Genomic DNA, 21,881 nt, shown 5'->3' on the forward strand with positions numbered 1-21,881 from the left:
GCTTGTTTAAAATTATTTATTATTTTGTTCAAACAGCTTTGTTTTCCTCGGCAGCTTTTTTGAATTTCTTTTTATTTGCTATTTTTTCAATGGCTACAAAAAGAACCGGAACTACGAAGATCGCCAGTGACGTTGCCGCAAGCATACCGCCGAATACAGTCCAGCCAATTGTTTTACGAGATTCAGCTGCTGCACCGCTGGCAAATGCCAAAGGAAGTACCCCAAGTATAAACGCCAGTGAGGTCATGATAATGGGCCTTAAACGAAGCTGCACTGCTTCCAGCGTCGCTTTGACAAGCTCCATACCACCATCTACACGCTCTTTGGCAAATTCAACGATCAAAATCGCGTTCTTAGCCGCAAGCCCAATCAGCGTAATCAAACCAATCTGCGCGTAAATGTTATTGGTAAGGTTTGGAAGCAATGTTAAAGTGATAATCGAACCGAGTGCACCAATAGGAACGGCGAAAAGTACAGAGAACGGAATCGACCAGCTTTCATACAGTGCAGCCAGAAACAGGAATACAAAGACAATCGATATGGCAAAAATGGTGATCGTACTGTCTCCCGCCTTTATTTCCTCAGAACTCATACCGGAGAACTCATAGCCATAACCGGCCGGTAATGTAGATGCAGCTACTTCGCGGAAGGCCTGGATTGCCTGGCCGCTACTGAATCCCGGTTTAGGAACTCCGTTAATTTCTATGGATCGGTAGATGTTATAGTGAGAAATCAAAGCAGGGTTTTCAACGACCTTCGAGCTAACCAATGCACTAAGCGGGATCATGTTTCCTTCTTTATTTCTGACATAAAACTTATTGATCTGATCCAGGTTGGAGCGGAAACTGCTGTCAGCCTGCACCATCACACGGAAGTTACGTCCGTAAAGGTTAAAGTCATTGATATAACTGCTACCCAAAAGTGTCGATAACGTACTAAAAACATCATTCACCTGAACGCCCAGTTTTTTGGTTTTGTCGCGATCTACGTCAATCTGGTAACTTGGTGTTCTGGCATTAAAGAAGGTATATGCCATCGCAATTTCAGGACGCTGATTTATAGCAGCCAAAAACTTTTTGTTAACCGCTTCAAACTGCTGGATGTTATCCGTGCTCGTGGTCTGCTGAAGTTCAAAGGTAACCCCCGAAGTTTGCCCAAGTCCCGGGATAGCCGGCGGTGCAATAGCAAGTACACGTGCTTCTTTTATGTCTGCGGTTCTTTCCGAAATTTGTTTAATCACTGACTGCACATGGTGTTCTGCTCCTTTACGGTCAGCCCATGGGTGCAGGTTTACAAACATGGTACCAACATTGGATTTGTTCGAGAAACTAATAACGTTCAATCCTGCAAGACCACCCACTGTACGCACTTCCGGAATAGCCGAAACACGTTTCATGATTTCCTTGATCATCGCGATGTTACGGGTCGTCGATGTTGCTTCCTGCATCTCATAAGTCACGAAAAGACGGCCTTCATCTTCAACCGGGATAAATCCTGATGGTTTGTTTTTGAAAAGAAATACAAGACCAACAATCAGACAGATCATCATGATCACAACGTACGGAGTTCCTTTAATCCATTTGGCAACTCCACGTGTGTAAGAATGGGAGACTTTATCAAACCAGCTGTTAAAGCGGTCAAAGAATTTTTCCAGCCAGTTCTTTTTCTCACCTGCTGCCTTGGTAGGTTTCAGCATGATGGTACATAAAGCAGGAGTAAGAGAAAGGGCTACAAATGCAGAAAGCAAAACGGAAACCGCGATGGTAATTGCAAACTGTTGATAAAGCCGCCCGACAATACCCGGGACAAAACTCACCGGAACAAACACGGCTGCCAGAATAAGCGCAATCGCAATAACGGGACCGGATATTTCGGTCATCGCTTTATGTGTAGCATCCTTCGGTGACATCTTCTCATGGTCAATATTATGCTGTACGGCTTCCACAACCACAATAGCATCATCCACCACAATACCAATCGCAAGTACAAAGGCAAACAGGGTAAGCGTATTGATCGTAAAGCCGAAAGGAATAAAGAAAATGAATGTACCGATCAGCGAAACAGGAATAGCCAAAATAGGGATCAGCGTAGCACGCCAGTTCTGAAGAAACAGGAACACCACAATCACAACCAGGATCATCGCTTCCGCGAAAGTATGCAGTACTTCTTCAATCGAAACGCGCACAACCGATGCAGTCTCAACCGGAATTACATAATCAACATCCTTTGGAAATGTCTTTTTCATTTCTGTCAGTGTTTTCATCACACCGTCGTAGGTATCCAACGCATTAGCACCGGGAGCCTGGTAGATCAAAACAAAAGCAGCTGGTTTACCATCTACGAAAGCATTGCTGCCGTAATCAAATTTTCCCAGTTCAACACGTGCGATATCTTTCAGATAAACAACACTTCCTTCCGAAGGAGACGAGCGTACAACAATGTTTTCAAACTGGTCTTTCGTATTTAAACGGCTGTTTGTCAAAACGCTGTACTCAAAGCTCTGCTGATTAGGCTGTGGATTTCCGCCAACTGTACCGGCTGCAACCTGCAAATTCTGCTCTGCCAGCGCTGCTGAGATATCGCTCGGGGTCATTCTTAAGCTGGCAAGTTTTTCAGGATTTAACCAGATACGCATACCAAAGTCATCCGCTCGGGAAACGATATCACCCACACCTTTTACACGCTGCAAGGCATCTTTAAGATAGATGTTTGCATAATTCCCTATAAACTGAGCATCATGTGTTCCCTTTGGAGAGTAAAGCGCCAACGCGATCATGATCGAAGGCTGTCTTTTACGAACCGTTAAACCAAGTCTTTTTACAGCATCCGGAAGGGCAGGTTCTGCTACACTCACACGGTTTTGTACATCAAGCGCTGCAATGTTTACGTCTGTACCAACATCAAAAACGACGTTGATACTGCTTTGGCCGCTACTGGTTGAGTTGGAAGACATATAACTCATACCAGGCACACCATTCACCTGGGTTTCAATTGCTGTTGTCGTAGTTTGCTCTACGGTCTGAGCGTCGGCTCCGGTAAAGTTACCGGTAATTGTAACCGTGGGAGGGGTTACATCCGGATACTGTGCTACCGGCAGGGTTGTTAAGGCAATAAGACCAACCAATACGAGCACAACCGAAGTAACGATCGCCGTAACGGGTCTTTTTATAAAAATATCTGCAATCATTTTTTTAGTATTTAAGAGAATCAGAAGGAGTGAAAGACTTCATAAGCCAACATTCCGTATTGCTTATTTTTTAGCAGGCGATCCGGCCGCAGGCGCACCGGCAACGGGAGCAGGCTGTGTGTTTATCACAGCACCTTCGCGCAGGTTCTGAACACCCTCCACAGCAATTTTTTCACCTTCTTTTAAACCTTCTTTAACAATGATGCTGCTTCCAAGCGGCTGGCCAAGAACAAGTCTTCTCTGGCTCACCTTGTTGCTGTCTCCGGCAACGTAAGCAAAGAATTCGCCAAGTTGTTCAGTTACCGCCTTGTAAGGAATAACCACCGATTTGGCAGCTGAATTGTTAAGCACACGTACGGTTGCAGTCATACCGGAGCGAAGCAGATTGTCATTGTTTGGGAAAACAAGACGCGCTTTAATCGTTCCGGTCTGCGGATCTACTGCACGGTCAAGAAGCGTTAACTTTCCTGTATACGGATAGATGTCCGTTCCGAATGCAAGTGTAAAGGTTGAATCTGATGTTTTTGCTTTACTGAGAAGACTGGTAAAACGGAAAATTTCTTTTTGGTCTACATTAAAATCAACCGCAAGCTGTCCGTCAGAAGAAACCGTATTTAAAACCGTTTGTCCGGCAGTAACTGCCGCGCCAACTTTAACCAGCGAGATTCCGATTGTTCCGTTAAATGGAGCAAAAACTTTGGTATAACGCACGCTGGTTGAAGCCGCAGCGATAGATGCTTTTGCAGCGTCAGCCTGTTTTTTTGCAACTTCAAGTGCTGCATCTGCATTGTCTACCAATTGTTTGGCAACCGCGTCATTTTTATCCAGTTCGTGATAACGGTCAGCATCTTTTTGCGCTTTTACGACATTGGCCTGCTGTACGTTCAGGTTTGCAACAGCCTGGTCGTAGTTGGCAGAATAAAGCTGCGCGTCGATGGAATAAAGCAGTTGTCCTTTTTTAACTTTCGCTCCGTCTTTAAAATGAACACCTGTAACAAATCCAGTCACCTGTGGACGAAGTTCAACCTCATTGAGTGCTGTAACACTGGCTGGATATTCATCATGATAGGCTGCTTCGCTGGTTGTTACTTCCTGCAAAGTCACATTTACGGGCGGGGGGCCTTGCTGAGCTGCTGCCTGTTTGTCGTCTTTTTTTCCACAGGAAGCCAGTATTAGAACTGATAAAGCCGCGGTATAATATGTTGTTGTATTTAAAAACATGGTATCAATGTGGTTTCAATAATTAATAATTAAGTTGGCCAAGGGCTCTTTGTACGTCAATTTTATTTGCAAGTACCTGATAAAGTGCGTTGTAATAATTGATTCGGGCCAATCGAAGGTCTGTTTCGGAAGTTATCACTTCCAGGTAGGTTTTGATACCCGATTTATACTGCAGCTGGATCACATCATAAACTTCGCGGGCCAGGTCAACATTCTCTTTTTGTGCAATCAGGTTGGCAAGACTGCCTTTATAATAGCCCAGTGCGTTTACATATTCTGAGTTGACATTCATCTGAAGGTTTTTAATATCCAGGTCAGCTCTTTTTACCTGCCACTCTGCCGAGTTGATATTGGCTTTCCGTTTTCCTCCCTGATACAAAGGCAGCGAAAGTGTCAGCGCGGCAAAAGAGTTTGGGAAATTATTGCCATATAACTCACCCAGACTATTATTAAGATAGTTGAAGTTATAAGCACCGTTTGCAGAAACCGTAGGAAGGAAACTCCACTTGTTGTAAAGCAGGTTAGCTTCCAGAAGTCTTTTTTGTGTACTCAAAAGCTGATACTCTATGCGTGAAGTAATCTGCGGGCTTTGCAGCGTATCCAGCTGAATATCCCTTTCCATTTGCAGACTGTCATAACTGATCTTTAGCTCCTGATTGGCGGGATAACCCATCAATGCTTTCAGATACTCAACTTTTCCTTTGAGAATTTCTTCGTTGCTTTTCTTGGCAGCCTTGGTGTTGTTCAGGGAAATGGTAGCTCTTTTAAAGTCAATCTTATCGGTAATGCCTGACTTGTACTGATTCTGCGCGTCCTTCAAACTTCTTTCCAGACGTAGAATATCCTCAGTGGAAACGTCGATTTGCTGGGTTGTTGCCAGTACATCGTAAAAGGCTTTTGAAACATTTACCGCTAAGTCTGTCTTGTTGGCAGAAGTGTTTTGGCTGGCCTGAAGGCGAACGTCGTTTCTGCTCCTTTTGGCAAGCAAAACATCCCGGTTGAAAATAGCCTGGGAAACTGTAAACTGTGCACCTGAAGTATTAGCCACACCCAGCTTTACGGGATTACCCGCGATGATGCTGGTCTGTACGATAAAGTTGTGCTGAAGGTTGTAACCAAAATTAATTTGGGGATACCAGTCAGCCAGTTTGCTCTTAATCGTATTTTCTGTAATACGTTCGTCAATAACAGACTGCTGAATCAAAGGTTGATTTTTAATGGCGTACTGAATGACTTCTTCCAATGTGCCGGTGCCAATCGTATTCTGCTCAGATGTGCTCACAACCGTATTTCCCGTTTGAGAAAATACAAATGCCGGAGCCAGTAGCAGAAGTGAAATACTAAGTGCTAAAAGTCGTATGCTCTTAGCTTTTAAATAAAAATCCATGTAAAGGAGAACGTTAATTTGATAATAATTTTGATGGTGTTAATGAATCTTCAGGAGGTTGGTTTACGTCATTCAACTATCCGCGGGCAGGTTTAATTCCTTTTGAAGTGTATCCCTAAACAATTTTTTCAGGTGAATACTTAACCTTTTCCTGATGTCCTCTTCCAAATAATCTTCGGTAACATCCTGCATATCATTGATAATCCGGTAAAAAGGTTTGGTTGAAAGCGCCTGATTAATTGTTCCGAATAATGCAGTGGAAAGCATTAAAACATCAACGTCCGGCCTGAACACACCTAGTTTTTGTCCATTGTGAATGATGTTTTCCATAGCCCTTAAATTGTTAACTTTAAGATCCCGCAGAAGGGCAGATATAATTGGTGTTCTGCTGTCTGTCATCAGCTGTTCCCTTGCGACAATGTTATGAAAACACTGTTTTTCAATCAGACGGTCAATGATGCCGTCGATCATAAGGTTCACCTGTTGAAAGGGGGACAAATCGACGTTCATCAGCAGATCTTCCAGCCGTTTTCTAAATTCAACAGCCCGGACTGTAAACAGCGCTTCGATCAGCTTTTCTTTGGATCCGAAGTAGTAGGAAATCATCGAAACGTTGATATCTGCTTCCTGTGAAATATCCCGTATGGAGGTGCCTGAAAATCCTTTTGCTGCAAACAGTCTTTCTGCTACGGCGATAATTTGTAATTGTTTTGGATTGTATTCCATTTGAAACTTTCACCGCTTGCTTAGGTAGATCAAGTGCAGCGAACGACCAAAGGTATGGGAATAAAGAAAGTAAATCAAACGTTTGTTTGAATTTAGTAAACACTTATTTGATTATTTAAAAATATTATTTGTTAAACACCAAACTTGTTTTTATCCTAAATCTGTGAAGGCAATTTAATAGAAGAATTATTCAATTTTTGCGGCCAGATTGTCTCGATAATCCAAGCAAAGCCAATGACTAGCACGCATCCGATAAGGTTAAGCCACAGAAATGCGGTAAGATCCAATATGTAACTTATGATCACGAAAACTTCACCAAGCAACGTTCCCCAAAATACTGCGCGACCTCCGATTTTCTTAAAGTAAAAGGCAACCAGAAAAATTCCCAGTATTACACCATAGAATAAAGAACCCAGAATATTGACTGCTTCAATCATACTGCCCAACCGTGAAGCATATTGTGCAACAGCAATACAGAAAATCCCCCAGAAAAAAGTAGCCCAGCGAGAAGCGGTAACGTAGTTTTCGGTGTCCTGATCTTTCCGGTACATTCTTTTGTAAATATCCACAACCGTACAAGAAGCAAGTGAATGATATGCCGAAGCGACAGATCCCATAGATGCCAAAAGAATGACGGCAATAAGAAGACCCACCATGCCGACAGGTAAGTAATCAATCACAAAACGGAGGAAAATGTAGTTAACGTCATTTACATCCGAGCCGGTTGCCCTGGAAAGTAATGTTTCAGCTTCCTTACGAACCTCCTTTACTTTGGATTCGGTATCTGCAAGAATAGTTCTTGCTTTTTCAATAGCCGGCTGATCATCCTTTTTTACGGCTTCAGTGAGTGCCATCACCTGCTGATGTTTTCCGCTTTGGATTAGTGTATGTTTTTTTTCAAGATCCTGGTATTGCGGTGCATAGGCTGTCGTTTTGATCTTGTTAACCGCTGTTTCATTAAAAAACAAGGGCGGTGTTGTAAACTGATAAAAAGCAAAAACGAGCACACCTACCAGCAAAATCAGAAACTGCATGGGAATCTTCAAAAGCCCGTTCATGGCCAGTCCCAGTTTGCTTTGTCCTTCGGAGCTGCCGGTTAGAAAGCGTCCCACCTGCGATTGATCTGTACCAAAATAGGAAAGCTGAAGAAAGAATCCGCCTATCAATCCTGACCATACGTTGTAGCGGTTATTGAGATCAAAAGTAAAATCGATCACATTCGTTTTACCCATTTTACCCGCAACGTGCAGCGCATCAGTGAAAGAAACCTGCTCTGGCAGCATGTGTACAACCATGAAACCAGCCACAACCATACCGATTGTAATTATAGCCATTTGCTGCATGTGGGTATGTGAAACAGCACCTGAGCCTCCGGAAATGGTATAAAACATGACAATTCCGCCAGAAATAATGTTTGTCCAGGTAATATCCCAACCCAGGATGGTCGATAAAATCAGTGAAGGAGCATAAATGGAAAGACCGGTAGACAAACCGCGCTGTAAAAGAAAAAGAAACGATGTAAGTGCACGGGTCCGCAGATCAAAACGGCTTTCAAGAAACTCGTAGGCAGTAAATATTTTAAGCTTATGAAATTTTGGAACGAACGTGATGCAAAGAATAACCATCGCCAGCGGAAGTCCGAAGTAAAACTGCACAAAGCGCATCCCGTCGGTATATGCCTGACCGGGAACAGATAAAAAAGTGATCGCACTGGCCTGGGTAGCCATCAGCGAAAGCGTTACGTGATACCACGGTAGCGACTGTCCTGCCAATAAAAAAGAATCCATTGTCTGCTTTTCCCGGCTTCGGTAGATGCCATAGGAAACGACAAAGATCAGTGTAAGCGCAAGTACAATCCAGTCAAGGTAGTTCATTGAAAATGTTTCATGAATAAATAGAAGAAAACGATCAGCACGACCAGCGTACCCAATAGCAGTCCATAGAGCTGGGGCCAGTTTTTAACAAATGGCGGAAGCCCGTCGCGATCCTGCGGCGTGTTTTCATTTTCGTTCATGAGCAGCTGAGGTTTGGAAAAAAATCCGGTCAAAGGTTACATTGGCAAAAATAGAACGCTTTTTAGATTGTTTTAGCATAAAATCGGAAAAAGGTAGGTTGGTAAGAGATTGGAGCAGGGAAAGATGTAAGGAATGGCGAGGATAATTTTCCAAAGGATATAATTGCCCATTCAAACTGAATAATGTTTTTCGCGGAGCCTTTCAGCTTTGATTACAACACCATTTACAGCTATAGTTGTATTTAAATGATAATATATTGTCATGACAATTTAATTGACTCAAAATGGTGACTATGGCATGATCTTTCGTCTCTATGATTCTCATCAAACCAAAAATCACAATGAAAATTAGATTTTTAACTATGTCGCTTGGCGTATTGTTATCATGCGGCGGGCTGTTTGCACAGGTTGTTTCAAAGGATTCAATTCAGGCGCTGGAGCAGCAAAAAGACGCAATAGAGCTTAGTAAGGATGTTAATGATAAAAAAACACAACTCGCTAAACTTCAAAATGATCTTGAAAAGAAAAATAAGGAAGCTCAGGAATCGGCAGCAAAAGCGGAACGGTCGGCAAGAGAAAATCAGACAGCTGCTGCCAGGTTGAGCAGCAATGCCCAGGATAAAAAATTAGCTGACCAGGCAAAAAACAGCGCAAGACGTGCAGAACGTGATGCAAAAGCTGCAAGAAAAGCCGCAGATAACCAAAAAAGCACCCAGGAAGATATCGCCAAACTACAAAGCGAAATCTCTGAGCAGGAGTCTAAAATAATTGCTGTCCCGGCCGCAACGTTTTCAGGTAATGCAGTAAACACAGCTGCCGGAGCACCAACCGCTGTAACTTCGGCTCCATCACCGCAGCCATCAACAACTTCAACTGTGAATCCTGTAACTTACCGTGTAGATACAACTGCCTCCTCTAACGCTGCTGTAAAAAACATTACCGACAGGGTAATTGAGTCTACTTACAGGAACTATCCTCAGCAGCAGGGGCAGCCATCCATTATCATTAATAATATCATCATTCCTTCGGATTATGAACGTCCGGCGGCAAAGCCTGCCGACAGAGACAGATTGCCACAAAGAAATGCGATGCAGGCTGACGAGAGGAGAAACGATCCGGAATATGAAGAATTCCTTCGTTGGAAAAACGAAAGAAGAAATTCACAGCAATCTGCTTACCGGGCGAACACAATAGCTCAGGAAGACCGGCAACAGGAAATTACTTCTCATAAAATGGGTTTTAAAGACCGTTTTGGAGAGATGCCAAAACGTAAATCCGGATTATGGGTCATTCCGCTGGTTGGTATTCATGCTTCCGGTTTTGATGCGGATTTTACAAGCAGCGAAGCAGAGGGACGCACAGGCTGGAATGCAGGTCTTGATTTCAGGTTTCATGCAAAACGCTTTTTCATCCAGCCGGGAGTACACTATTTCAATTCGTCTCTTCGTCTGACAGACAAAGATAGTTTGTCAAGTGCACCGTTGCTGGATGGCCCCAGAATCCATTCGTTGAAAGTTCCGTTAATGCTGGGTGTTTATCTGACAAAGGCAAACAGCGGTTTCTTTAAATTCAACATTAAAGGTGGTGCAACTGGTAACTATATTATTGCAGTTGATAAAGACAGCAGGAGTACTTTCCAAAAAGATGATGTAGAAGAATATTCTTACGGTCTTGCGGCAGGAGTAGGACTTGAATTTGGTCTGATTACTTTGGATCTTTCCCATGAGTGGGGAATGAGCTCATATCTTAAAAATACGGATGTAAAAAATAACGTGCTTCGGGCAACTTTGGGTTTGAAGCTTTAAGGAATTGATGTTGACTTTAGATAAAAATGCCTGCTTTTCAGCGGGCATTTTTTGTATCCCATGATTCCTGCAAAAACCTTACAAAGTATATCCGACTTTCAGCGTTGCGTAATCCCTGTTATTATAAACCTTTTCATCTATCAGGTGCACTTCTATCGCTACCGAAAAAGCTCTGACATTCAAACCGATACGCGGCGAAACACCTAACCGGGTGCCTAGTCTTTGGCTTTTTGTTGGAATTTCATGTGCAGGATCATTTTCAACCATACGCTCACCACTCCCTAAAAAATAAGCACCAGCTCCTAATCCGATAAACGGCGCATACTGGTTTTTCCAAAGTCTAATGACATCACCGGTAAAAGAAAGAGAACCAATCGGATCGGCTTTAATCCTGCCGCCGCCTGACAAATTGGATTTTGCGAAAGTATACTCTGCCCTTGCACCTACGGCAATGTAATTGGTAAGTCTGTAACTCGGCTCTGCTGACACTGATAGCGTAGCAACATCCAGGAAATTTCCTTTATGGCGCCATGTTGTTCCCATTCCGGCTCCAAGTCTAAGATTCCATCTGTTTCTATATTGAAGAAAATCCGGTGATTTTTGATCGTAGTTCAGTGGACGAACATATTCCTCTATATTTTGCCCAAAGGCTGAATTTATAACGAAAAGTAAAAAGGCAGTTTTGATTATTTTATCCATTTTATGAATTTATTGAGTAAAGCCAGGGTATTCAGGATTGGTGAGAAACTTCTACCCGCATACCACTGGCTACATTTTTATGCCAAACGCATTGCTTTTTTTTCTAAAATATTTATTTAGCGGTCGATTTTTACTGCAAAGTTGTATCCGCTTATATACTTGACGAAAATCCCTTTTTTATCAATTATCCATACGAAATTTGGCATTCGGTTGTGGCAGGCAACATTTATGACCATGACAGCACAGGGTAGTTGTGTTAAAAATAATCATTTATTTTCGGCGAATATTACAAACGCGTAGCTTCCAATTTCTAAACCTGTTATCTGTGAAAAATTTTCTTCTTGTCTTATTGTTTCTTTTTTGTGTTGAAAAATACCCCACAATAGCCCAGCAGCTACCTCCGATTTTTGATAAGACCTATGAATCCCAAAAAGACTCCCGGATCAGACAATATCTGAGTCCGAAACGGATCGTTTGGATGTCGGATAAAACAGGACAGAGTATCATTGATCCTCAGAATCTGATCAAATTGGGTACCGGACAGGCAGATCTGGTTCATCGGAATATTAGCAGGCTGGTAAGCACACACGAAGTGCGTCCGGGACTGGTGCTCGATTTTGGAAAAGAAATACAGGGAGGTTTACAGCTTATTACAGATCAGCCCGGCGATCATCGTCCGATCAAAATACGTATCCGGTTTGGCGAATCGGTAAGTGAAACGATGTCTGATGTGGATACCATTAGTGGTGCAACCAACGACCATGCAATGCGGGATTTTATTATTGATGTTCCCTGGCTGGGTATGATGCAGATTGGGAACACTGGTTTCCGTTTTGCGAGAATCGATCTTGTGGATCCCAATCGCGACCTTCAGTTAAAAGAAGTAAGGGCGGTTTTTGAATATCGTGACATTCCTTACCTGGGTTCCTTCAAAAGTAATGATGACCGTTTGAACCAAATCTGGAACACTGGTGCTTACACAGTTCATTTGAATATGCAGGAATATCTTTGGGACGGAATCAAACGTGACAGGCTCGTTTGGGTAGGAGATATGCATCCGGAGGTGATGACGATTAATGCCGTTTTTGGCAAAAATGATGTGGTTGCAAAAAGTCTTGACCAAGCCCGGGATATTACGCCTCTTCCTGGCTGGATGAATGGCATTAGCGCCTACTCGATGTGGTGGGTTTTGATTCACAGAGACTTATACAAAAATCAGGGTGACCTTGAATATCTGCGTAAGCAACAGAAATATCTGGTTGCACTGCTTGACCAGATTATGCAGAAGACAAAGGATAACAAAGAAAACCTGGACGGCGGACGTTTTCTGGATTGGCCATCGAGCGAAAATCCTTTGGGCGTTCACGCCGGATTACATGCCATGATGGTGATGACGCTGGACGCCGGGGCCGAGCTATGCACCATTCTTGATGAACCTGCACAGGCTGCCAAGTGCAAAGAGGTTTCAACAAACCTGAAACTATATGTGCCGGATGCCAATAATTCCAAACAGGCTGCTGCGCTGCTTTCTCTGGCCGGGCTGGTCGATGCACAAAAGGCAAATACGGAAGTGATTTCACAAGGAGAATGCGAGCGGTTTTCAACCTTCTACGGTTATTACATGCTCCAGGCAAAAGCCAAAGCAAAAGATTATCAGGGCGCAATGGATTGTATACGGAATTACTGGGGTGGCATGCTTGACATGGGCGCGACCACATTCTGGGAAGATTTTGATTTGGCATGGACTAAAAATGCAGCACCTATCACTGAGCTTGTTCCGGAAGGTAAGGATGACATTCACGGAGATTTTGGTGCATACTGTTATAAAAATCTGCGACACAGTCTTTGTCATGGATGGGCTTCGGGACCGACTTCCTGGCTGACCGAGCATGTCCTGGGTGTAAGTGTGGTAGAACCGGGTTGCAAGGTAATCCGCATTCAGCCAAATCTGGGAGATCTGCAATGGGTTGAAGGAACATTCCCGACTCCAATGGGCGTAGTGAAAATCCGTCACGAAAAACAGGCAAACGGAAAAATTAAATCGGATATCGATGCGCCGAAAGGGGTTAAGGTACTTCGTTAACAATTCTGACGCTCGGGCCCATTTTCAGCTATGCATAATTCAGAAATGATTTAACTCAATAATATCTTCTGTATGAAATTCATTTTTTGCTTTTTACTTCTTTCTCTGACGATTTTTAATCTCGCAGCAAAAGGTTTGAAGCCGGTATATCTGCGTTGCGAATACAAGGAAAATCCGGTGACCGACGCTGCCGCTCCAAGATTAAGCTGGGAGCTAACTTCTGCCGAAAACGGACAGTTACAAACAGGATATCAGATCCTGGCAGCAAGTTCGGAAAGTAAACTTACCGAAAGCCTGGCTGATCTTTGGAATTCCCAAAAAGTAAACGGCCGGGCTACTTCACAGGTTGAGTATGCCGGTAAGCCGCTTTTGTCCAGACAAATCTGTTTCTGGAAAGTGCGCAGCTGGGATAAAAACGGTACGCCGGGAGAGTGGAGCTCAACTGCAAAATGGGAAATGGGACTTTTGGATAAAAAACAATGGATAGCCGACTGGATTGGCCTGGACTTGGACAATCTTGGAAAAGGAAAAACCTATCATTTGCCGCCCGCGCCTTATTTAAGAAAAACCATTAATATAAAACCCGGCTTTGTAAAAGCAAGGCTTTACGTGACAGCGCTGGGTTTATACGAATTCTCGATCAATGGGAAAAAAACGGGTGACGACTTTCTGACCCCAGGCTGGACCGACTATGACAAGCGGGTTTATTACCAGACGTATGATGTAACTTCTCAGATCAAAGCCGGGGCGAATGCGCTTGCTTCGCAGCTTTCCTATGGCTGGTATGCAGGTTATCTGGGCTATTCACTTTTAGTTGGTAATCCTGTTGTGCGTACGTTTTACGGAAAAGTCCCTCTTTTAAAAGCGCAGCTTGAAGTGGAATATGTAGGAGGAAAAATAGAAACTTTCGCAACAAGTGGCCAGTGGAAAGCTTCCGTCGGGGCACTGCTGGAATCAGATCTCCTCAATGGCGAAACCTATGACGCAAGAAAGGAATTTTCCGGCTGGAACATTGCAGGTTTCAAAGATCAGGAATGGCAGAACGTGCAGGTTTATCCCGATAAAGCGGATCGGCAGATTCAGGTTTACCCTGGCCCGCCGGTTAAGGTTACTCAGACACTTGCTGTGAAAAATACAATTGCCCGCCCTGAAGGAAGTTACATTTTTGATATGGGACAAAACTTTGCAGGCATCATTCGTTTGAAAGTTAAGGGAAGTGCAGGTGATACAATCAGACTTCGGTTCGGAGAAAAGCTGCATCCGGATGGCAGGCTGATGACGGAGAATCTTCGTATGGCCCGGGCAACAGATACCTATATTTTAAAAGGTGATGCAAAAGGTGAAATGTGGGAGCCAAAATTTACCTATCACGGATTTCAATATGTAGAGATAAAGGGTCTGAAGGAAAAACCATCCGAAAGTACATTGACTGGCCTTGTGATTGGTTCGGATACGCCGAAGGTTGGTTCTTTTGAAACGGACAATAAAATGATTAATCAGCTGTACAGTAATATCGATTGGACCCAGCGTGCAAACTATGTGGATATTCCCACGGACTGCCCTCAACGTGACGAACGTGTAGGCTGGACCGGTGATGCGCAGGTATATGTGAAATCAGCGACTTTTAACCGGGATGTTGCCTCCTTTTTTACCAAATGGGTTGTTGATCTGAATGACGGGCAATATGAAAATGGCGCTTATCCGCTTTATGCACCAAGACCTAATCTTCGTAAAACAGATACATTTTCCCCTGGCTGGATGGAAGCAGGTATTATTTGTCCTTATCAGGTATACCGGAGTTATGGAGATACCAGGATGATCAGTCAGGGCTGGCCGTACATGGTCGCATTTATGGATTTTCTGGAAAAGCGTGGTAAAGGCAACGGTGTTTTTAAGGAAAAATCTTTTGAGGACATCGATCCAAAAGGCGGGTTTGGCGACTGGCTTTCATTTGGTAAAAAGACGCCACCGGATATGCTCGCTTCATTCTACTATACCTATTGCGCCGATTTGATGGCTGAAATGGCAGGCGCAATAGGTAATGTAAAAGATCAGGAAAAATTTACAAGCACAGCGGCGAAAGTACGTAAAGCAATACTGGAACATTACACGGATGCGAGCGGTAGGTTTGTCTGTGATTCAGCGGCTTATGGCAATGGAGCGGGTTATGTAGATGGCCAGCTTGGCTTTACAGGAAATACACAAACCGCCTACGCCAACGCGATTTACATGAACATTCTTTCAAAACCTGATCAGCGAAAAGCAGGACTTTATCTTACAGAACTGCTTGAGAAAAACGGCGGAAAACTGGCGACTGGCTTTTTGGGTGCCAAGCCTTTACTTCCGGCGCTTTCTTCCACAGGACATTCAGATGCAGCCTATAAATTATTTCTCAGTAAAGAATTTCCTTCATGGGGTTTTGAAGTCGAAAATGGATCTACAACAATCTGGGAACGCTGGGACAGCTTTACAAAGGAGGATGGCTTTAAGTACAACGCGGCAATGAATTCGTTTAGTCATTATGCTTTTGGGGCTGTGTGCGAATGGATGTTTGGAAACGCCGCAGGGATACAAGCCTCCAAACCCGGCTTTGCTGAATTTGACATAAGACCTGAAATCGCTCCGGATGATTTGGGCGATGGCGGGATCAAACATTTGAAGGCCAGTTACCACAGCATCAACGGTACAATCCTCTCCGAATGGCAAAAGCAGGCTGACAAGCTTGTTTTAAAAATATCGGTCCCGGTAAATACCGTTGCAAATGTGTATGTTCCGGGTAAAATGTCGGACCAGTTGCTGGTTGACGGCAAAAAAATCGGTAGCTCCGCTTTTGTCAAATTAAAGGGAGAACAAGCCGGTTATGTTATTTTGGAAGTTGGTTCCGGGAGCTATTCCATTGAAAATAAACGATAAGATTTTCCATGTTTTAAAAATGAAATGCTTGCAGGATAATGGTACGGTTTACCAAAAATCACTTTAACTGTATTTAAAAGAACAACAGCGGTCGTAAAGAGCGCCAGCAATATAGCCAGAGGAGCGAAAGCCAGCAGTGGAATCAGGATTACAAGCATGCTCAATTGAAAGTTGATCACATCAATGCCTTGTTCTTTGATTCCCCTGACACGGTCCTTCTCGAAAAGCCAGATCATTAAAGATGGTAAAAAAAGCAGACCGCCTAAATGCAGCCAAACCAGCAGACCTTTGTTTTCCGGCACTGTTTCTTGTCGCATAGGCGCTTCTTTAATATCTGAGTAGAATGTTGCCGGGTCACAGCCAAGAACTTCCGCAATCGTGTGAAGGGAATGCAGCCTGGCAGCGACTTCTCCGCTTTCAATTCTTTGGATTGTACGTACATTAATGTTGGTCTTATCCGCAAGCTGTTGTTGGGTAAGACCTTTACTTATTCTTAAAGCTCTGATTTTTTCTCCCTGGCTCATAAATATTTGTTTTAAATGACACCTGCAATTTACAACAGGATCGCTAATCTATGTTATGGCATCACCCGGCATTTACACGTCATTTAAAAACCTGCTGAGGATCAGGAACAGAGGATCATTACCATGGAGAGGTAGCCGATTTTTTCACGAAGGATACGCAGACATTTACTGATGTGAAATTCAATCGTCTTTTGGGTGACGCCCTGCATCCGGGCAATTTCTTTATTGGAAAGTCCGCTCCGGCTCAGTGCAAACACTTCTCTGCTTTTTTCCGGCAGATTGCTCAGTTCATAAGCATACTGTTCTTCGAGTTCTTTTAAACTTACCCAATCGTCCACAAAATTCGATGATTGTTTTAGTAAGGTTTCCGCATCCAGTTCATCGAGTGGGATCGCTTTCCGGATCATTTGTTTTCTCAGATGTGAAATAATCCGGTTTTTAATTGCTGAAAACAAATACAGGTTCACAGCCTTTTCAATCGTAATATGAAAGCGATTATCCCAGAGTGCTATAAAAAGATCCTGAACCAGATCCTGAGCAACCTGCTGATCTCCGGTCTTTCTGGAAGCAAGCGTGTACAATTGTTGTGAAAATCTTCGGTGTAGCTCAGCGAAAGCCGCCTGATCAGACTGTTGCTTTATCAGTTCCCATAACCACCTGTCGTCTGCTTTTTCCAAATTGTAACCCATACATAACCAAACAGCATTGTAATCAAAAGTTACTGTTGGGTAATTTAAAATATTATAATATTTCTTCAAATCTCACTAGGGTATGCGGTTTTCTGTGCGTCCTTCTTATATAAGGCTAATTTAATCAGTGTTTTATTTAATAAATAAATGCATAACAGTCAAGTGGATCCCGAGCTTTTGCGGAAATATTTACAGGGAAAGTGTAATCCTCAGGAATCGTTTTTAGTCGAGCAGTGGTATGCTGCGATCAATAAAGAATCAGCATCGGACGAGCCATTTGATCAGCAGGCACATTTGAAATCAATTCAGGAAAAAATCGGTCTTAAAATCGATTCCGGTGATGATTCGGATGAAAAGATTAAGAAATTTTGGCCTAAACTTACCCGATATGCTACTGCTGCATTCATTGTCCTGGTGTGTGGAGTCAGCTTTTATTTATACCGGTCCGGAGGTCTCAAAACCATGCCGCTGAACAACGCGCTGACTACAATTGCAAACACCCATAAACAGGTAAAAAAACATTTTTTACCAGATGGCAGTGTTGTCTGGCTTAATCCGAATGCTGTTTTAAGTTATTCGCCCGAAGCCTTTTCTGCGACATCCAGGGAGGTGAACATCCAGGGGGAAGCTTTTTTGGACGTAACCAAAGATGCTTCCCGGCCTTTTCTGGTGCGTACCGCCGGTTTACTGGTTAGGGTGTTAGGAACCAGTTTTAATGTGAAAGCCAACGACAGGCAAAAACATTATGAAGTTTCCGTCGTCAGCGGTAAAGTGCAGGTTTCAACAGCTGCCGAAATGGAGCCTAAAAAATATGTGATGCTTCTTCCGACACAAAAAGCGGTATTTCAACTCAACACTGGTGTGATGACAGCCACACAGCTCGGGTATGCGGAGCAGAAAGCAGAAACCTGGCAGCCGGTTTCGCTCACATTTGAAGACGAAAACCTGGGTGAAGTTATCAAAAGGCTTCAAACCAAATTTGGGATTTCGATTCGTCTTGCAGATAAGGATTTAAATAACTGCTTCCTGAAAGCCACATTTGAAAACAACCGCCTTTCGGAAATTCTGGAAACAACCACCCAAATGCTGAACGCCAGCTATGAAATGGAAGGCGATTCAATCGTGATCTACGGCGAAGGATGTCAGCCCGAAGAAGATAAATCCATGTAAATATCAGACTGGTTCTATTACCAAAATTTTAATTAAATGCTCAAACATTTTAACAATCCGTTTCAACTAACCTAAACCCATGCCATCTTTACTTAAAAGCAAAAAGCCAAATAGTATTATGAGGCTTTCAATTCCGCAGTTTTTACTTGTTTTACTTTTAAGCACGGCTATCGGCGCAAGAGGTAAAGACGCTCATCAGGATCTGCTCGGCCAAAATGTAACTGTAAACCTGAAAAACGTCGCGCTCTCAAAAGCACTTTCAGAAATTGAAAAGCAGGGAAAAATTCGTTTTGCTTACAGCAGGAGTTTAATTCCGGTAAAACAGATCGTCAGCGTGAATGCCGACGGACAGCCATTGTCTTTGGTTTTGGATAAGTTGCTGCTTCCTTTGGCAATAGAATATCAGTCTGTAAAGGGGCAGATTATGCTCAAAAGGAAACCTGTCTCCGAAAGTGTCACACCGCAGCAAAAGACTTTAAACACTGAGTCGTCCCCCGAACAACCGGCTGATTTAAACATTTCCGGTAAGGTCACCGATGAAAAAGGCGACGGACTACCCGGCGTAAGTATCATCGTGAAAGGCACGCAAACCGGCAGCACAACCAATGTGGATGGAACCTATTCACTGGCAGTGCCCGACAGCAAAGCTGTGCTGATTTTTTCCTTTGTAGGTTATTTAAGCCAGGAAGTTATTGTTGGAAGCCGCAGCGGTGTTGATGTGGTTTTAAAAGTCGATGAGAAGGCGCTTGAAGAAGTGGTTGTGGTCGGATACGGAACCCAGAAGCGGTCAGACATTACAGGAGCGATTTCTTCGATCAATGTAAAAGACCTTGATGGTGTACCTTTAAGATCGATGGATCAGGCTTTACAGGGACGAGTTGCGGGTGTGTTTCTGACATCCGGAGGCGGACAGCCAGGTGCTGCAAACAGCATCCGGATCAGGGGTGGGAACTCTATTAACGGAAGTAATGAGCCGCTGTATGTTATCGATGGTATCCCTATTTATGTTGCGCCAACCGACGGGGCAGCCAACAGTCTGAATCCGCTAAACTCGATTAGCCCGACGGATATCGCCTCCATTGAAGTATTGAAAGATGCTTCTGCGACAGCGATTTACGGAGCGCGTGGAGGGAATGGGGTTGTTTTGATTACCACCAAAAGAGGAAAAGCGGGTGAAAGCAGAATTGATCTGGATGTTTCTTATGGTTTTCAAAAAGAACTGAAAAGATATGATCTGCTTAACGCCAAGCAGTTTGAAACGCTGGCCAACGAAGCCAGCCAGGCAGATGGCGGTCCGTTGTTGTATGACCCAAATGCTAACCCGGAAACCACCGACTGGCAGAGCTACATTTTTCGACGGAATGCTCCGATTAAGGACTACAAATTGTCGGCTTCCGGCGGAGATAAAAGCACGCAGTATCTTTTAACTTTTGGTTATTACAAACAGGACGGTGTGATGAAAAACACCGATATGGAGCGTTATTCACTTCGCCTAAATGTTGATCGTCAGATCAAAGACCGTATTAAAATCGGCAATAATCTTACGTTCAGCAACGTGCAGTCAAACAGAAGCAGGACGTCAACCATTCTCTTAAATGCTCCGGATTTACCGGTTAGACAGCCCGATGGATCCTACACCCGTTATGACAAAGACGGTGTGGGTTTCAACAATCCGGTTGGTTTGCTGAACGATTCAAGAAGTCTCAATAAGGTTTTCAGAGGTTTGGGTAATGTATTCGCAACGGTTGAAATTTTAGAGGGATTGAATTTTAAAACCATGTGGGGGCTCGATGCGAGCTTTAATAAAAACGATTCTTATACACCCCAGTCGGTACACACGGGCGCCGAGGTAGGTGGAAATGCATCTGTAAATACAAATCAGAATCTGGTCTGGCTAAACGAGAACACTCTTGATTTTACCCGTGCTTTTAAAGATCATAAGATTAACATTCTGGCAGGTTACACACAGCAAAGTGCCCGTTACGAAGCGCTGAGTGCTTCTGCAACAGGTTTTCTCAATGACAATACCGGTAGTAACAACCTCGGTCTGGGTAATCCTGGCCAGGCCGTTCTTCCGGGTTCTTCAACAGCTGCCTGGTCGATTTTAAGCTGGATCGGAAGGGCAAACTATACTTTTAAAAGCCGCTATCTCTTTACGGTTACGGGCAGGTATGATGGATCTTCCCGTTTTGGAAACAACAACAGCTGGGGCTTTTTCCCATCGGCAGCACTGGCCTGGCGAATTATTGAGGAGCCTTTTATGAAGAATCTAAAGGATATCAGTGATTTTAAACTACGTGTAAGCCATGGTGTGACCGGAAACCAGGATGGTATCGGGAATTATCCGGCGCTGGATCTTTGGGGAGCGGCCAATTATGTACTGAATAATCAGGTTGCAACTGGTATCACTCCCACCCAACTTGCCAACAAAAACCTGAGGTGGGAATCAACTGCGTCCACCGATATGGGTTTGGAGCTGGGATTGTTTAATAACCGTCTGAGTTTTGTTTTTGACGCTTATTATAAGAAAACGTCAAATTTACTGCTGAACATAAGCGTCCCTGCGACCTCGGGTTTTATCAATGGAACAAAAAACATCGGTTCGGTTCAAAACAAAGGTTTGGAATTTACAGTCAATGCCATTCCTGTTGATGGCCAGTTTAGCTGGAATACCAGTTTTAACGTTGCTTTGAACCGTAACAAAATTCTGAACCTGGGTGGAAGCGATGAGATCATTCCTTCCACGGACAAAAAATCAGCGCTGTTGAAGGTTGGACAGCCGCTGGGTAATTTTTATGGATATATCAGTGACGGACTGTTTCAGTCGGCTCAGGAAGTGAAAGACGGAGCGCAGCCTTTAGCAAAACCGGGAGATGTACGTTTTATCGATTATAACGACGACAAGATTATTAACGCCACCGACAGAAGAGTGATGGGAAATGCGCAGCCAAAGCTTTACGGTGGATTTACCAATACTTTCTCTTACAAAGGGATTGAGCTCTCTGCCTTCTTACAGTTTGTGTATGGCAATTCAATTTATAATGAAAACACATTGAACCTTGAAAATATGCTGGGATCTGCCAATCAGAGTATCACTGTGCTTGACAGATGGACGCCGCAAAATACGGATACAAACATTCCCCGGGCTACAACTACAAAACCAACGGGTGATCCTTACGACCGCTATGTGGAAGACGGATCGTATCTGCGGCTGAAAAATGTACAGTTATCTTATAACATCCCGCTGAAAAAGCCATTGCTTATCGGCATACGCACAATAAAGGCTTACATGAATGTACAAAACCTGCTGACTTTTACAAAATACTCCGGCCTGGATCCCGAAGTAAACAGGTATGGCAGCAACAATGTGCTTCAGGGTTACGATCTGTCGCCTTATCCAAATGTTCGCACCACAACCTTTGGGCTTAATATCGGTTTTTAATTTCGCATGATAAATCCAGAA

Annotated in this window: 14 protein-coding genes; 5 read left to right on the plus strand and 9 right to left on the minus strand. The window is 43.6% G+C overall.

Features of this window, described 5'->3' with window-relative positions; genetic code table 11:
• Positions 1-28: 28 nt before the first annotated feature.
• From E0F88_RS27825 to E0F88_RS33820, 6 genes are all read right to left on the minus strand, one after another.
• Positions 29-3,187, minus strand: coding sequence for an efflux RND transporter permease subunit (locus tag E0F88_RS27825; RefSeq protein WP_131961617.1), 3,159 nt, complete (start codon positions 3,185-3,187; stop codon positions 29-31).
• Between the two features lie 63 nt (positions 3,188-3,250).
• Entirely contained in the window at positions 3,251-4,408 is a 1,158-nt protein-coding gene (locus E0F88_RS27830; protein WP_131961618.1) for an efflux RND transporter periplasmic adaptor subunit, read from the minus strand.
• Between the two features lie 22 nt (positions 4,409-4,430).
• A complete protein-coding gene (locus E0F88_RS27835) occupies positions 4,431-5,795 on the minus strand; it encodes a TolC family protein (RefSeq protein ID WP_131961619.1) in 1,365 nt (454 codons plus the stop codon).
• 72 nt (positions 5,796-5,867) lie between these two features.
• Positions 5,868-6,521 (minus strand): TetR/AcrR family transcriptional regulator, encoded by a 654-nt coding sequence (locus E0F88_RS27840; protein WP_131961620.1) that lies wholly within the window; start codon positions 6,519-6,521, stop codon positions 5,868-5,870.
• 155 nt (positions 6,522-6,676) lie between these two features.
• Positions 6,677-8,395: a sodium:solute symporter family protein gene (locus E0F88_RS27845; protein ID WP_131961621.1), complete on the minus strand. Its 1,719-nt coding sequence runs from the start codon at positions 8,393-8,395 to the stop codon at positions 6,677-6,679.
• Positions 8,392-8,535 carry a hypothetical protein gene (locus E0F88_RS33820; RefSeq protein ID WP_165940171.1) on the minus strand — a complete coding sequence of 48 codons (144 nt, stop codon included), beginning with the start codon at positions 8,533-8,535 and terminating at the stop codon, positions 8,392-8,394. The genes E0F88_RS27845 and E0F88_RS33820 overlap by 4 nt, the downstream gene beginning before the upstream one ends.
• A gap of 341 nt (positions 8,536-8,876) precedes the next feature.
• On the opposite strand from E0F88_RS33820, the gene E0F88_RS27850 reads away from it, so the two are divergent.
• A complete protein-coding gene (locus tag E0F88_RS27850) occupies positions 8,877-10,340 on the plus strand; it encodes an outer membrane beta-barrel protein (protein WP_165940172.1) in 1,464 nt (487 codons plus the stop codon).
• 78 nt (positions 10,341-10,418) lie between these two features.
• On the opposite strand, the gene E0F88_RS27855 is transcribed toward E0F88_RS27850, so the two are convergent.
• Positions 10,419-11,039, minus strand: coding sequence for a hypothetical protein (locus E0F88_RS27855; protein ID WP_131961623.1), 621 nt, complete (start codon positions 11,037-11,039; stop codon positions 10,419-10,421).
• A gap of 325 nt (positions 11,040-11,364) precedes the next feature.
• Between E0F88_RS27855 and E0F88_RS27860 the strand changes: the two genes are divergently transcribed.
• Together E0F88_RS27860 and E0F88_RS27865 are read left to right on the plus strand one after the other, a co-directional pair.
• Positions 11,365-13,122 carry an alpha-L-rhamnosidase-related protein gene (locus tag E0F88_RS27860; protein WP_229213939.1) on the plus strand — a complete coding sequence of 586 codons (1,758 nt, stop codon included), beginning with the start codon at positions 11,365-11,367 and terminating at the stop codon, positions 13,120-13,122.
• Positions 13,123-13,194: 72 nt separating this feature from the next.
• Entirely contained in the window at positions 13,195-16,035 is a 2,841-nt protein-coding gene (locus E0F88_RS27865) for a family 78 glycoside hydrolase catalytic domain (RefSeq protein WP_131961624.1), read from the plus strand.
• Here E0F88_RS27865 and E0F88_RS27870 read toward each other — a convergent pair.
• Positions 16,011-16,559 (minus strand): helix-turn-helix domain-containing protein, encoded by a 549-nt coding sequence (locus E0F88_RS27870; protein WP_131961625.1) that lies wholly within the window; start codon positions 16,557-16,559, stop codon positions 16,011-16,013. The two genes, E0F88_RS27865 and E0F88_RS27870, sit on opposite strands and share 25 nt — an antisense overlap.
• A gap of 101 nt (positions 16,560-16,660) precedes the next feature.
• On the minus strand, positions 16,661-17,317 hold the full coding sequence (locus E0F88_RS27875; RefSeq protein WP_131961626.1) for an RNA polymerase sigma-70 factor: 657 nt from the start codon (positions 17,315-17,317) through the stop codon (positions 16,661-16,663).
• Positions 17,318-17,395: 78 nt separating this feature from the next.
• Between E0F88_RS27875 and E0F88_RS27880 the strand changes: the two genes are divergently transcribed.
• Together E0F88_RS27880 and E0F88_RS27885 are read left to right on the plus strand one after the other, a co-directional pair.
• Positions 17,396-18,418, plus strand: a complete 1,023-nt coding sequence (locus E0F88_RS27880; protein ID WP_131961627.1) for a FecR family protein — start codon at positions 17,396-17,398, stop codon at positions 18,416-18,418.
• A gap of 79 nt (positions 18,419-18,497) precedes the next feature.
• A complete protein-coding gene (locus E0F88_RS27885) occupies positions 18,498-21,860 on the plus strand; it encodes a SusC/RagA family TonB-linked outer membrane protein (RefSeq protein WP_131961628.1) in 3,363 nt (1,120 codons plus the stop codon).
• Positions 21,861-21,881 lie beyond the last annotated feature (21 nt).

The sequence above is a fragment of the Dyadobacter psychrotolerans genome, from assembly GCF_004349265.1.
Taxonomy (GTDB): Bacteria; Bacteroidota; Bacteroidia; order Cytophagales; family Spirosomataceae; genus Dyadobacter; species Dyadobacter psychrotolerans.

Bases quoted from the DNA above. Each gene is read 5' to 3' on its own strand.
- E0F88_RS27825 (WP_131961617.1), bottom strand. From the start codon at position 3,187: ATGATTGCAGATATTTTTATAAAAAGACCCGTTACGGCGATCGTTACT.
- E0F88_RS27830 (WP_131961618.1), bottom strand. From the start codon at position 4,408: ATGTTTTTAAATACAACAACATATTATACCGCGGCTTTATCAGTTCTA.
- E0F88_RS27835 (WP_131961619.1), bottom strand. From the start codon at position 5,795: ATGGATTTTTATTTAAAAGCTAAGAGCATACGACTTTTAGCACTTAGT.
- E0F88_RS27840 (WP_131961620.1), bottom strand. From the start codon at position 6,521: ATGGAATACAATCCAAAACAATTACAAATTATCGCCGTAGCAGAAAGA.
- E0F88_RS27845 (WP_131961621.1), bottom strand. From the start codon at position 8,395: ATGAACTACCTTGACTGGATTGTACTTGCGCTTACACTGATCTTTGTC.
- E0F88_RS33820 (WP_165940171.1), bottom strand. From the start codon at position 8,535: ATGAACGAAAATGAAAACACGCCGCAGGATCGCGACGGGCTTCCGCCA.
- E0F88_RS27850 (WP_165940172.1), top strand. From the start codon at position 8,877: ATGAAAATTAGATTTTTAACTATGTCGCTTGGCGTATTGTTATCATGC.
- E0F88_RS27855 (WP_131961623.1), bottom strand. From the start codon at position 11,039: ATGGATAAAATAATCAAAACTGCCTTTTTACTTTTCGTTATAAATTCA.
- E0F88_RS27865 (WP_131961624.1), top strand. From the start codon at position 13,195: ATGAAATTCATTTTTTGCTTTTTACTTCTTTCTCTGACGATTTTTAAT.
- E0F88_RS27870 (WP_131961625.1), bottom strand. From the start codon at position 16,559: ATGAGCCAGGGAGAAAAAATCAGAGCTTTAAGAATAAGTAAAGGTCTT.
- E0F88_RS27880 (WP_131961627.1), top strand. From the start codon at position 17,396: ATGCATAACAGTCAAGTGGATCCCGAGCTTTTGCGGAAATATTTACAG.
- E0F88_RS27885 (WP_131961628.1), top strand. From the start codon at position 18,498: ATGCCATCTTTACTTAAAAGCAAAAAGCCAAATAGTATTATGAGGCTT.